General features: G+C 74.4%; 12 protein-coding genes. 5 read left to right on the plus strand and 7 right to left on the minus strand.

The genetic code is table 11. The features are described 5' to 3' along the window. Positions 1-22: 22 nt before the first annotated feature. The 5 genes from ACZ6Z8_RS23680 to ACZ6Z8_RS23700 all read right to left on the minus strand — a co-directional run bounded on the left by ACZ6Z8_RS23680 (position 23) and on the right by ACZ6Z8_RS23700 (position 5,231). Complete coding sequence (locus tag ACZ6Z8_RS23680) at positions 23-1,513, minus strand: NADH-ubiquinone oxidoreductase-F iron-sulfur binding region domain-containing protein (RefSeq protein WP_465612059.1); 1,491 nt, start codon at positions 1,511-1,513, stop codon at positions 23-25. Next, on the minus strand, positions 1,510-2,346 hold the full coding sequence (locus ACZ6Z8_RS23685) for a hypothetical protein (protein ID WP_465612060.1): 837 nt from the start codon (positions 2,344-2,346) through the stop codon (positions 1,510-1,512). Before ACZ6Z8_RS23685 ends, ACZ6Z8_RS23680 begins: the two co-directional genes overlap by 4 nt. A 527-nt stretch (positions 2,347-2,873) precedes the next feature. After that, a complete protein-coding gene (gene pcp, locus ACZ6Z8_RS23690; protein WP_465612061.1) occupies positions 2,874-3,518 on the minus strand; it encodes a pyroglutamyl-peptidase I in 645 nt (214 codons plus the stop codon). A gap of 22 nt (positions 3,519-3,540) precedes the next feature. Continuing rightward, positions 3,541-4,515 (minus strand): DUF979 domain-containing protein, encoded by a 975-nt coding sequence (locus ACZ6Z8_RS23695; RefSeq protein ID WP_465612062.1) that lies wholly within the window; start codon positions 4,513-4,515, stop codon positions 3,541-3,543. Continuing rightward, entirely contained in the window at positions 4,512-5,231 is a 720-nt protein-coding gene (locus tag ACZ6Z8_RS23700) for a DUF969 domain-containing protein (RefSeq protein WP_465612063.1), read from the minus strand. Before ACZ6Z8_RS23700 ends, ACZ6Z8_RS23695 begins: the two co-directional genes overlap by 4 nt. A 159-nt stretch (positions 5,232-5,390) precedes the next feature. Between ACZ6Z8_RS23700 and ACZ6Z8_RS23705 the strand changes: the two genes are divergently transcribed. Genes ACZ6Z8_RS23705 through ACZ6Z8_RS23720 form a run of 4 tightly spaced genes read left to right on the plus strand, consistent with a single transcriptional unit; the run spans position 5,391 to position 8,547 of the window. Continuing rightward, entirely contained in the window at positions 5,391-6,233 is an 843-nt protein-coding gene (locus ACZ6Z8_RS23705; protein WP_465612064.1) for a GntR family transcriptional regulator, read from the plus strand. Then, entirely contained in the window at positions 6,230-7,012 is a 783-nt protein-coding gene (locus tag ACZ6Z8_RS23710) for a LamB/YcsF family protein (RefSeq protein ID WP_465612065.1), read from the plus strand. The genes ACZ6Z8_RS23705 and ACZ6Z8_RS23710 overlap by 4 nt, the downstream gene beginning before the upstream one ends. Before the next feature lie 40 nt (positions 7,013-7,052). Next, positions 7,053-7,676 (plus strand): 5-oxoprolinase subunit B family protein, encoded by a 624-nt coding sequence (locus tag ACZ6Z8_RS23715; protein ID WP_465612066.1) that lies wholly within the window; start codon positions 7,053-7,055, stop codon positions 7,674-7,676. A 10-nt stretch (positions 7,677-7,686) separates the two neighbouring features. Beyond that, a complete protein-coding gene (locus ACZ6Z8_RS23720; protein WP_465612067.1) occupies positions 7,687-8,547 on the plus strand; it encodes a 5-oxoprolinase subunit C family protein in 861 nt (286 codons plus the stop codon). 101 nt (positions 8,548-8,648) lie between these two features. Here the strand turns inward: ACZ6Z8_RS23720 and ACZ6Z8_RS23725 are convergent, their stop codons facing one another. Together ACZ6Z8_RS23725 and ACZ6Z8_RS23730 are read right to left on the minus strand one after the other, a co-directional pair. Beyond that, positions 8,649-9,698 carry a glycosyltransferase family 2 protein gene (locus tag ACZ6Z8_RS23725; protein ID WP_465612068.1) on the minus strand — a complete coding sequence of 350 codons (1,050 nt, stop codon included), beginning with the start codon at positions 9,696-9,698 and terminating at the stop codon, positions 8,649-8,651. A gap of 280 nt (positions 9,699-9,978) precedes the next feature. Next, entirely contained in the window at positions 9,979-10,581 is a 603-nt protein-coding gene (locus ACZ6Z8_RS23730) for a superoxide dismutase (RefSeq protein ID WP_402816633.1), read from the minus strand. A gap of 163 nt (positions 10,582-10,744) precedes the next feature. Here ACZ6Z8_RS23730 and tsaD point away from each other — a divergent pair, with 163 nt between their 5' ends. Beyond that, positions 10,745-11,821, plus strand: a complete 1,077-nt coding sequence (gene tsaD, locus ACZ6Z8_RS23735) for a tRNA (adenosine(37)-N6)-threonylcarbamoyltransferase complex transferase subunit TsaD (protein ID WP_465612069.1) — start codon at positions 10,745-10,747, stop codon at positions 11,819-11,821. Positions 11,822-11,841 lie beyond the last annotated feature (20 nt).

The raw sequence follows: 11,841 nt of genomic DNA on the forward strand, positions 1-11,841 counted from the left end.
AGCCGGCCGGGAACGGGGGCGATCAGCCGTGGCGGCGCCGGATCCGCAGGGCGAGGGCGGGGCACTGGTTCACGGCTCGGCGGGCTCCGTGTTCCTGCCAGGCGGCGACGGGCATGCCGGCCGACACCGGGTAGCCGTGCGGGCCGAGGCGGATCAGGTCCGGGGCGAGCACGGCGCACAGTCCGTGGCCCGCGCAGCGGGACCAGTCGACTTCCAGCGTGGTCCCGTTCCGGCGCGGTAGGGGCAGCGCCCCGTTCACCGGGCGGCCGCAGCCGGCCCCGGAGGTGTGCAGGCCGACGTCCTCGGCGAACACGTCGAGCGCGGACAGGACGAACCGGGCCGTACCGTCCGGGTGGGAGCAGGCGCCACCGCCCTGGGTCGTGGTGACGGCGTGGCGTGCGGTCTCCAGGGCGTCCAGGGCGGCGGACCCGCCGCCCGCGGCCGCCAGCGCGGCGAGGGCGTCGGCGGCGGCCGGCAGGCCGCGCTTGCAGGGCCCGCACTGGCCGGCCGACTCGGCCGCCAGCCAGGCCGCGACCCGGGCGATCTCGCCGACCGGGCAGACCTCAGCGGGGAGCACCGCGATCGCACCCGCGCCGAGCGTGCCGCCGACGGCTGCGAGTCCGGCGTTCGACAGCGGCGCTTCCACCGCCCTGCGCGGGTCCAGCCAGGCACCGTGGTAGCCGCCCACCAGCACGCCGGCACCCGGTGCGACACCGCAGGCCTCCAGCACCGTTCCCAGCCGGATCCCGGCCGGGGCCTCGACCACCAGCTGATCGGTGCCGGTCCGGTTGACCGTCAGCAGAACGGTCCCGGGCTCGTGGATGCCGACGGAGGCGTAGGCGTCCGGTCCGATCCGGGCCGCGACGGCGAGCTGCGCCCAGGTCTCGGCGTTGGCCAGCAGGGTCGGACGGCGGCGCACTCCCCCGTCTCCGCCGTCGGCCGCCCGGGCCTTCACGGTCGGCGGCAGGACGGGCTGGCCGTTGATGCCCCGGATCAGGGCGCCGGACTCTCCGGAGACGAAGCGTTCGGGCAGGCAGACGGTCCGGGCCGGGCACGGGAGGTCGGTCCGCTCCGCGAGGGCGGCGGGGACCGAGATCTCCCCGGGGCCGCCCGCGGCGACGCCGATCACCAGTTCCTCGGCCCCGAGGGCGGCGGCGGCGAGGCGGGCGCCGTCGATGACGAGGTGCGGCGCGCGGGTGAGCAGCATCCGGTCCTTGGCGCTGGGCGGTTCGCCCTCGGCGCCGTTCACCACGACGACCGGCGGGGTGCCGGTGCGGTCGGCGGCGGCCAGGGTGGCCCGTGCCTTGCGGGCGAAGGGGAAGCCGGCGCCGCCTCGGCCGCGCAGTTCGATGCGGTCGGCCACGGCCAGCAGGGCGTCCCGGTCGAGGTGGGGCAGCCGCCCGTGGACGTCGGTGTGGGCGGCCAGATCGAGCCGCCGTCGGTGGTCGAGACCGGCGGTCAGCAGGGCCGGACCCAGCCGGTGCACCCGAGGCAGGTCCAGGGCGGCGCTCATCGGGCACCGCCCGATCGGGCGAGGCCGTGCAGCGGGGGCGCGGGTGGTCCGGCTGCGCGGGTGGCCTGCCCGGGCCGACGGGATGCCTTTCCGCGCGGTGCCGGGACGGACAGGTGGGCGAGAGTGGCGAAGGGCTGGGTGGTGGGCCGGTGCGCCTTCACCGCGCGTCGGTGCCGGGCGCCGGTCCGCCGACGGCCGGCGAAGGCCAGGGCACGGACCAGGAGCGCGAGCGCCACCACGGCGGCGCACAGCCCGTAGCTCCACACCACCCAGGCGTGTGCCGGTCGGCCCGCCGCCAGCCCGTGGGCCAGGGCGATCGGCCAGCAGGCGTACGCCGTCGCGTGCAGGACTCGCCACAGCCACGGACGGCGGCTGCCCGCGAACCGCCCCCGTACCGCGCCGGTCGCGGCGACCAGCACGAGCAGATCGGCGGCGATGGTGCCCAGGCCGACCGCGAACGTCGCGCCGCCGCTGAACGGGAGCAGCGCGGTCTGCGGCGCGGCGTGGCGCTCCATGACCTTGACCGCGATGTGCGTCGCCAGGAAGCCCAGCGCCGCGACGGCGGTCGCCCGGTGCACGGACTGTACGGCGACGCGCAGGCGGGGAGTCAGCACCAGCCGGTCGGTGGCCACGAGCCCGCCCACCACGGCGCCGGTCAGCGTGAGGAGGGTGAAGACGCCGGCGAAGTAGTCCAGGAAGCCCGTCACCCGGCCGACCGCCGCGGCCGCCGGAGCCCCCACGGCCGGAAGGCGGCCGCCGGCCGTGAGCACGGCCGCGCCGATCACGGCCGACGCACAGCACAGCAGCAGCACGATCACCGCCGTGGGGCGCACGGACCGCCGGGTGCGGCGCGGTGGCGTGCGGCGGTGCTTGAATCGCGGGCCAAGGGCTGTCACGGGGTACCTCTGAACGTCGGCCCCCCGAGTTCTGCCGGTTGTCTTACGGGTGCCACGTATTGTTAGCGGCCGATCGAATCCGTGACAAGCCTCGAACTACGGCGCTGTGTAGTAGCAGTCGGCCCGCCCGGAGGGTCCTCGCGCGGCTGAAAGGGCGGAAGCTTCCACGACCGGCCGTAGTGGAGACCGGGACCGCCGTGACCCGGCTCACGCTCCCGGCCCCGGGGGAGCCGGACCCCGGTTCAGCTCGCGGGCGAGGCGCGCGCCCGGTGTGAGAGGCGCGCACCCGGTATGAGGCGCCGGCCGCGGCGCACCGCGCCGCCGAGGACGGAGACGACGCCGAGGACGAGGACGAGGACGGGGACGACGCCGAGGACGAGGACGAGGACGGGGACGACGCCGAGGACGGGGCGGTCAAGGCCCAGGCGGAGCCACGGCTCGGCGGCGGCGAGGTGCTTCCGGCTTCAGCGGGTCGCCCACTCGGGGATGCGGAGGTCGGTGGGGTGGGTGGTGGCAGCGGTGAGGAGGGCGCGGAGGGCCTGGGCGGCGGCGGAGGCCGGGAGGGAGGGCTTGGAGCCGTCGAGGGCCTGTTCGGGGAGGGCGGGTAGGTGGACGAACCCGCCGCGGACGTCGGGGAGTTCGGTGGCGAGCAGGTGCATCAGGGCGTAGAAGACGTGGTTGCAGACGAAGGTCCCGGCGCTGTTCGACACGGAGGCGGGGACGCCCGCCTCGCGGACGGCGGCCACGCATTCCTTGACGGGCAGGGTCGAGAAGTAGGCAGCGGGGCCGTCGGGCACGATGGGCCGGTCGACCGGCTTCCGGCCCGCGTTGTCGAAGGTGCGGGCGTCGTCGACGTTGATGGCGACGCGCTCGACGCAGACGTCCGGCCGGCCGGACCACAATCCGAGCGAGACCACCACGTCCGGGGCGAACTCCCTTACGGCTGTGCGCAGTTCCTCGGCTGCCCGGCCGAAGACGCAGCTCAGCCGGGTGGCGGTGATCAGCAGCCCCTCGGGCGGGGTGGCGGCGACGAGGCGGGCGACCTCCCAGGACGGGTTGACGTCGGCGCCGTCGAAGGGTTCGAAGCCGGTGAGCAGGACCCTGGTCACGGGACCACCTTTCCGAGAGGAGTCAGAACGCGAAGAGTGACATGATCGCGATATTGCAGACCAACAGTGCTCCCGCGGTGGGGAGTTGGGCCTTGATCGGACCGTACTGGTCCTTGAGTTCGAGCAGGGCCGCCGGGACGAGGTTGAAGTTGGCCGCCATCGGGGTGACCAGGGTGCCGCAGAAGCCGGCCAGCATGCCCACCGCCAGGACCACGGCCGGGCTGCCGTGCAACTGGGTGACCAGGATCGGCCAGCCGATGGCGGCGGTCATCACCGGGAAGGCGGCGAAGGCGTTGCCCATGATGATCGTGAACAGGGCCATGCCCAGGCAGTAGACCGCCACCGCCGCGTACTTGCTGCCGTCCGGCAGGAAGTGGGTGGTGAGCTTGCCGACCTGGGTGCCGACGCCGGCGCTCTGGAAGATCGAGCCCAGAACGGCGAGGAGTTGGGGCAGCAGCAGCGCCCAGCCCATCGCCTCCAGCAGGCCGCGGCCGGAGCGCAGGGCGACGGCCGGGTTGCGCTCGCGGGTGAGCAGCAGTCCGACGCCCAGGGCGACGACCGTGCCGATGCCCAGCCCGAGCAGGGTCTCGCTGCCGGTCTGCAGCAGCACCTGACCGCCGCTGCCGAGGTGCACGCCCTTGAGCAGCGTGCCGCAGGCCAGCGCGACCAGCGGGAGCGCCAGCGCGGGGACGAACAACCGGTTGCCCAGGCGTGCGGCGGAGGCGGCCCGTTGTTCGGGGGCGGCGGCCGTGGGGGTGCCGCGGCCGGTGAAGCCGAAGCCGGCCAGACAGATCATGGCCAGGACGGCGACGCCCAGGGGCGCGGCGGGGGCGCTCTTGTCGGCGACCCAGCTGCCGTAGACGAAGCTCGCGCCGAGCAGGCCCCAGAAGGCGGCGCTGCCGTGGCGCCTGGGGTTGCCGCGGTCCACCGCCATCTGTGCGGCCGTCGCGATGAAGACGGCTCCGACCAGCCAGTACAGCCATTCGACCTTGATCACTTGCTCGGCTCCTCGATGCGGACGGCGGTGGTGGACGGGCCGGCGGCGGCGGAGAGGTCCCGGGCGAGGGTGTGGTCCAGGCGCAGCAGGCGCGCGCCGTGGACGAGGGTGGCGCAGACCGCGGTGGGAATGGCCCACAGCGCGAGCTGCACCGGCTCCAGGGCCGTGTGGTAGGTCGCGTTGACGAAGCCGGTGATGAGGAGGATCGAGCCGACGGCGAGGAAGCAGTCCTCGCCGAAGAACAGGCCGACGTTGTCGGCGCTCGCGGCGAAGGAGCGCAGGCGTTCGCGGGCCTTGTCGGTCAGCGTGCCGTGGCGGCGTTCGGCGGCGGCCTCGGCCATCGGTACGACCATGGGCCGCACGGCGGGGGCGGGCCCGCCGAGGCCGGTGAGGCCGAAGGCGGCGGTGAGCTGACGGAGCACCAGGTAGACGGCGAGCACGCGTCCGGCGCTGGCCCTGGCGAGCTTGTTCATCAGGGTGCGGGCCTGTTCCTGCAGGCCGTGGCGCTCCAGCAGGCCGATCACGGGGAGGGTGACGGCGAAGACGGTCACCGAGCGGCTGGAGGCGAACCCGGTCCCGAAGGCCTCCAGGACCTTCAGCGGGCTCATCCCACCGAGCAGTCCGGTGAGGACGCCGGCCACGCCGACCACGAGGAGCGGATTTCGCCGGGTGGCGAACCCGGCCACCACGACGAGGATGCCGAGCAGAACGATCATGTTCCTGACCGCCTTTCGAAGGGACCTCCACCCCGGACACGGCCGTCTGGGGCACCCATGGGCGGAGGAGGTCGCGACCGGGTGGGCCGCGACCCTGCGGGGGTTGCCGAGAGGCTAGGGGATTGTGGAACAATCCGACAAGAGTTCAGGAGGTGGAACGTGACCGGGGTTTTCGACGCGCTCGCGGCCGACCGTGGCCGGCTCGAACGCGCCAGCGCCGCCCAACGCGTGGCCGAGGTGCTGCGCGACCACATCACCGAGGGCAGGCTCGCCCCGGGCACCCGGCTGTCGGAGGAGGCGCTCGGCGAGGCGCTCACCGTCTCGCGCAACACGCTCCGCGAGGCGTTCCGGCTGCTGGCCGACGAACGGCTGGTCGTCCACGAGCTGAACCGCGGCGTGTTCGTCCGGATCCTCGAACCGGCCGACGTCGCCGACATCTACACCCTGCGCCTCGCCCTGGAGACGGCCGGGGTGCGCGCCCTGCGCAGCGCGGCGCCCGAGCGCCTGGCCGCCCTGCGGGCAGCGCTGGAGCGGGCGGAGGCCGCCGAGGCGGTCGACGACTGGGTCACCGTCGGCACCGCCGACCTGCACTTCCACCAGGCCGTCGCGGGGATCGCGGACAGCCGTCGGATCGACGAGTGCATGGCCCGGCTGATGGCCGAACTGCGCCTGGCCTTCGCGGCCGTACCCTCCGCCCGGGGGCTCCACGCGCCGTTCCTGCGCCGCAACCAGACGCTCACCGGGCTGCTGGAGTCGGGTCAGATCGACGACGCCGAGGTCGAGCTGACCAGCTATCTGAACGACGCGCGCGCGGTGATCGTCCGCGCGATGACGGACGCGGCGCCGGCGAACGGCGCGGCTGTGAACGGCGGCGCAGGGACGTACGGCGGCGCGGGGACGTACGGCGCGACGGACGGCGGCGCGACGGACGGCGGCGCGGTGAACAGCGCTGGAGCGTACGGTGCGACGGTCGACGGCTCGATGACGGACGGCACGAGATGAGACCCGTCGAGCCGCCTCCCCTGACGGTCGTCGACCTCAACGCCGACCTCGGCGAGGGCTTCGGCCGCTGGACGCTCACCGAGGACGACGCCCTGCTGTCCGTGGTCACCAGCGCCAACGTCGCCTGCGGCTTCCACGCCGGGGACCCGAGCACCATGCGGCGGGTCTGCGAGCTGGCCGCAGCACGGGGCGTGCGGATCGGCGCGCAGGTCTCCTACCGGGACCTCGCCGGGTTCGGGAGGCGTGCGATGGACGTCCCGCCGGACGAGCTCGCGAACGAAGTCGCCTACCAGATCGGCGCGTTGCAGGCGTTCGCGCGGGCGTCCGGGGCGCGGGTGGCGTACGTCAAGCCGCACGGCGCGCTGTACAACCGGACGGTGCACGACGAGGAGCAGGCGGAGGCGGTGGTCCGCGGCATCGGGCTGGCCGCACCGGGCCTCCCCGTCCTCGGGCTGCCCGGTTCGCGGTTGCACGAGGCCGCCGGGCGGGCCGAACTGCCGGTGGTCGCCGAGGCGTTCGCCGACCGTTCCTACACCCCGCAGGGCACGCTCGTCCCCCGCCGCGAGCCCGACGCCGTCGTCCACGACCCCGAGGCCGTCGTCCACCGCTCGGTCGCCATCGCCCGGGACGGCGAGGTCACCGCGCGCACCGGCGACCGGATCCGGCTGCGGGCCCGCTCGCTGTGCGTGCACGGCGACACCCCGGGCGCCGCGGGCCTCGCCCGGCGGGTCCGAACCGCCCTGCTGGCGGCCGGTGTTCGGGTCGAGGCGTTCGCGTGAGCGGCATCGAGCACGGCGGGAGACGGACGAGGTGGACGGGATGAACATCCGGGTCCTGCGGGTCGGCCTGGACGCGCTGCTGGTCGAACTCGACGGCGCCGACGAGACGATCGCCTTCCACGCCGAACTCGTGCGCCGCCGCGCGGCCGCCGAACTCCCGCCCGTCACCGAGGTCGTGCCCGCCGAGCGGACCGTGCTGCTCGACGGCGTGGCCGACCCCGAGGCCCTGGCCGCCGAACTGGCGGGGTGGCGCGTGCCACCGCTGCGGGCGACCAGCGAGGAGACCGTGACCGTCCCGGTGCGCTACGACGGCGCCGATGTCGCGGAGGTCGCCGCGCTGTGGGGCGTCGCCGAGGAGGAGGTCGCGCGCATCCACTCGGCGACCGAGTTCCGGGTCGCCTTCAGCGGGTTCGCCCCCGGCTTCGGCTACCTGACCGGCCTGCCCGAGCGCTACCGGGTGCCCCGGCGGGCCGTCCCGCGCCCCGCCGTCCCGGCCGGGTCGATCGCCCTCGCCGGCCCGTACACCGGCGCCTACCCGCGCTCCTCCCCGGGCGGCTGGCAGCTCATCGGGCACACCGACGCCGTGCTGTGGGACCCGTCCCGGGAACCGGCGGCCCTGTTCAGCCCGGGGACCCGGGTCCGGTTCGTGATCGAGGAAGCGTGATCGAGAGCCCATGACCGTCACCGTGATGAACGCAGGCCTGCTGACGACCGTCCAGGACCTCGGCCGGCCCGGCCACGCGCATCTGGGCGTGCCGCGCTCCGGGGCGCTCGACCAGCCCGCCCACCGGCTCGCCAACCGCCTGGTCGGCAACCCCTCGACGGCGGCCACCCTGGAGACCACCCTGCTCGGCTGCGCGGTGCGGGTGGACCACGCGGTGACCGTCGCCGTGGCCGGCGCGCCGTGCGCCGTGCGGGTCGACGGGCGGCCCGCCGCCTGGACCGCCCCGGTGCGGCTGCCCGCCGGGGCGCTGCTGGAGGTGGGGCCGGCGACCCGGGGAGTGCGCAGCTACGTCGCCTTCGCGGGCGGGATCGCCGCCGCGCCCGTCCTCGGCAGCCGTTCGACGGACCTGCTCTCGGGCCTGGGCCCGGCTCCGCTGGCCCCAGGGGACACGCTGCCGCTCGGCGAGCCGGTCGGCCCGGCGGCCGGGGCGGACGTGGTGCCGGCCCCCGCGCCGCCCGACCCGCTGCTCCTGCCCGTGCTGTTCGGACCGCGGGACGACTGGTTCACTGCCCGTTCGCTCGCCGTCCTGACCGGCTCCGGCTACCGGGTCTCCCCCACCAGCAACCGGATCGGCCTGCGCCTGGACGGCCCACCGCTGGAGCGCGCCCGCGAGGGCGAACTCCCCAGCGAGGGCATGGTCCTGGGCGCGGTGCAGGTCCCGCCCGACGGCCGTCCGGTGGTGTTCCTCGCCGACCACCCCACCACGGGCGGCTACCCCGTCATCGGTGTCGTCCCCGCCACCGCCCTCCCGGCCGTCGCCCAGGCGGCGCCCGGCACGCCGGTCCGCTTCACCCCGGTGGGACGGCGGTAACACCCCTCGGCGGTGACCCCCCGGCTCAGCAGGCTCAGTGGCTCAGCAGGCTCAGCGGTTCAGGTGGCTCAGCGGTTCAGCGGCGCAAGGGGCTCAGCGGTTCAGCGCCGCACGGCGGCAGCGCGCCGGGCGGCGGCCTGGCGGGTGCGGCGGACGGCGCGGTGGAGGCGCTGGACGGCGACGAAGCGGTTCATCGCGTCGGTCAGGGTGAGGTGGTACTTGAGCCGGAGCTGGGCGTTGAGGTCGGCGACCCGCTCGGGCCCGATGGCGTTCAGGAGCCGGCTGACGTGCCGCTGGTAGACCTCCCAGTAGTTGCGGTCGCCGTCCGGGATCGACCAGAAGAACATCGGGATCTCCTCGACCAGGCAGTTGCGGTCGTAGGCGCCCAGGTACGAGGCGAACTGCGGCTCGGGGCGGGCGAGGAGCCACTCCCGGACGAGTTCCATCGAGCGGACCCGGTCGATCAGCCCGCGCGGGTCGGTCTTCTTCTGGGTGATGGAGAGGGCGCCGTCCTCCCGGACCCGCCAGTGGTAGATCGGGTCGGCGAGGACGTCGACCCGCTCGGCGAGGAAGTGGTGGGGGACGCTGACCGGGGCGTCCTCGTACAGGATGCCCTCGGGGTACCGGATGCCCGCGGCGTCGAAGAAGGAGCGCCGGTAGACCTTGTTCCAGGCGGTGCGGTCGGTGACCAGCGCGGGCAGCTCGCTGACGTGGGTGCGCAGCCGGGTCTCGCGGAACGGGCGGCGGTGGGCGTGCGAGGGGCTGAGGCCGGTGGTGCGCAGGCGCATGGCGTTGCCGGCGGCGAAGTCGGAGCCGGTCTCGTCGAGCGTGCCGATCATCAGTTGGTAGGCGTGCGGCGGCAGGGTGTCGTCGCTGTCGACGAAGGCCAGGTACTCGGTGCCGGGGGTGAGGTGGCGCCAGCCGGTGTTGCGGGCGGCGCCGAGGCCCTTGTTCTCCTGCTGGACGAGCCGGAAGCGGCCGTCCCGGGCGGCGTACGCCTTGGCGATGCCGGGGCCGTCGTCGGTCGAGCCGTCGTCGACCATGACGCACTCGAAGTCCTCGAAGGTCTGTGCCGCGATCGAGTCCAGGCACTGGCCGAGGTAGCGCTCGACGTTGTAGATCGGGACCACGACGGACAGGCGCGGAGCCATCGAACGACCTTTCGCTCAGGAGCGGGCGGTCCGGTCGGCGGGCCGGGCGGCCGGTCGGCCACCGACCGTCGGTGACCGGCGGTGGTCCGAGCGTAGCGACCGCGCGGCGGTCCCGGGCGAACAACGGGTGGCGGCGAGTCTTCGGTTCGGTGTGACTGGTGTGGCCGGTGACAACGGGCGGCGACAGGGGTCAACGGCCGTGACGGGCAGGAGCGGTGGAAGCGCGGGGCAGGACCCCGGACCGCCCGACCGGTCCGGGGCCCTCCTGCTCGACCGGCGCTCAGGCGCCCTTGACGGCGGCGAACCGGGTCGAGACGTCCTGCCAGTTGACGACGTCCCACAGACGGGTGACGTAGTCGGGCCGGACGTTGCGGTACTGCAGGTAGTACGCGTGCTCCCAGGCGTCGAAGGCCAGCAGCGGGGTGGTGTTCTGGCCCACGTTGCCGTGGTGGTCGTAGACCTGCTCGACGATCAGGCGCTGCCCGAGCGGCTCCCAGGAGAGGATGCCCCAACCGGAGCCCTGGACACCCGTGGTGGCGGTGGTGAGCTGCTTCTTGAAGGCCTCGAAGCTGCCGAAGTGCTCGGTGATGGCGTCGGCCAGCTCGCCCTCGGGGCGGTCGCCGCCCTCCGGGGAGAGGTTCTGCCAGAACAGCGAGTGCAGCACGTGGCCGGACAGGTGGAACGCGAAGGTCTTCTGCAGCCCGACCAGGCCGCCGAACTGCTCCTTGTCGCGCGCCTCGGCGAGCTGCTCCAGGGTGTCGTTCGCACCCTTCACGTACGCGGCGTGGTGCTTGGAGTGGTGCAGTTCCAGGATCTCGGCGGACATGGCCCGCTCAAGCGCGGAGTAGTCGTACGGCAGGTCGGGAAGCTGGTAGGTGCCCATCAGGACACGGCCCCTTTCGGCGGGTTGAGCGATGACGATCGTGCCGGGACAACACTATTGCGCATCAGTTGCAGAAGCGCAGCATGGGCTCCTGCTTATTCCTCACATCCCGTTGGGCACAATGGTCATCTGATCGTGTAATGACCGATGAGAGTGAGTGGGTATGACAGGAGTGGCGGCGGCACCGGGGGCGCCGGTGGTGGTGCTGGGCATCGAGTCCTCCTGCGACGAGACCGGCGCGGGACTGGTCAGCGACGGCGTGCTGCTCGGGCAGGCGGTGGCGTCGTCGATGGACGAGCACGCCCGCTACGGCGGGGTGGTGCCCGAGATCGCCGCCCGGGCCCACGTCCACGCGATGGCGCCGGTGGTCCGGGAGGCCCTGGACCGGGCCGGGCTGACCCTGGCGGACGTCGGGGCCGTCGCCGTGACGACCGGTCCGGGGCTGGCCGGGGCCCTGCAGGTCGGGGTCGCCGCCGCCAAGGCCTACGCCTTCTCGCTCGGCGTCCCGCTGTACGGGGTGCACCACCTCGCCGGGCACGTCGCCGCCGCGACCCTCGACGGCGGGCCGCTGCCCGACCCGTGCGTCGTGCTGATCGTCTCCGGCGGGCACACCTCGCTGCTGCTGGTCCGCGACCTCGCCCGGGACCCGATCGTCCACCTCGGCGACACCCTGGACGACGCGGCCGGTGAGTGCTTCGACAAGGTCGCCCGGATCCTGGGCCTCCCCTACCCCGGCGGGCCGGCCGTCGACCGCGCCGCCCGCACCGGCGACCCGGCGGCGGTACGGCTGCCGCGCCCGCTCACCGGGCCGCGCGACGACCCGTACGCCTTCTCCTTCTCCGGCCTCAAGACCGCCGCCGCCCGCTGGGTCGAGTCCCGGTCCGAACCGAACGTCCCGGACGCGGCGGCCGCACTGCAGGAGGCGATCGCGGACGTGCTGACCCGCAAGGCGGTGCGGGCCTGCACCGACCACGGGATCGGCACCCTGGTGGTGGTCGGCGGGGTCGCGGCCAACTCCCGGGTGCGGGCGCTCGCCGAACAGCGCTGCGCCGCGGCCGGCATCACCCTGCGGGTGCCGCCGCTGCGGCTGTGCACCGACAACGGCGCGATGGTCGCGGCGATCGGGGACCTGCTGGTCCGCGCGGGAACCGAGCCTGCGCCCGCCGCCGGGCTGTCGGTGGACCCGTCGGCGCCGCTGGAGTTCGCGGCGCTCAGTCCGGTGCCGCAACCGGTGCCGTAGCCGTAGCCGTGGGCCGGACC

It is taken from the genome of Kitasatospora sp. NPDC101108, assembly GCF_055584725.1.

Coding starts and splice junctions, on each gene's coding strand:
- ACZ6Z8_RS23725 (WP_465612068.1), bottom strand. CDS start 9,698: ATGGCTCCGCGCCTGTCCGTCGTGGTCCCGATCTACAACGTCGAGCGC.
- tsaD (WP_465612069.1), top strand. CDS start 10,745: ATGACAGGAGTGGCGGCGGCACCGGGGGCGCCGGTGGTGGTGCTGGGC.
- ACZ6Z8_RS23730 (WP_402816633.1), bottom strand. CDS start 10,581: ATGGGCACCTACCAGCTTCCCGACCTGCCGTACGACTACTCCGCGCTT.
- ACZ6Z8_RS23720 (WP_465612067.1), top strand. CDS start 7,687: ATGACCGTCACCGTGATGAACGCAGGCCTGCTGACGACCGTCCAGGAC.
- ACZ6Z8_RS23680 (WP_465612059.1), bottom strand. CDS start 1,513: ATGAGCGCCGCCCTGGACCTGCCTCGGGTGCACCGGCTGGGTCCGGCC.
- ACZ6Z8_RS23700 (WP_465612063.1), bottom strand. CDS start 5,231: ATGATCGTTCTGCTCGGCATCCTCGTCGTGGTGGCCGGGTTCGCCACC.
- ACZ6Z8_RS23710 (WP_465612065.1), top strand. CDS start 6,230: ATGAGACCCGTCGAGCCGCCTCCCCTGACGGTCGTCGACCTCAACGCC.
- ACZ6Z8_RS23715 (WP_465612066.1), top strand. CDS start 7,053: ATGAACATCCGGGTCCTGCGGGTCGGCCTGGACGCGCTGCTGGTCGAA.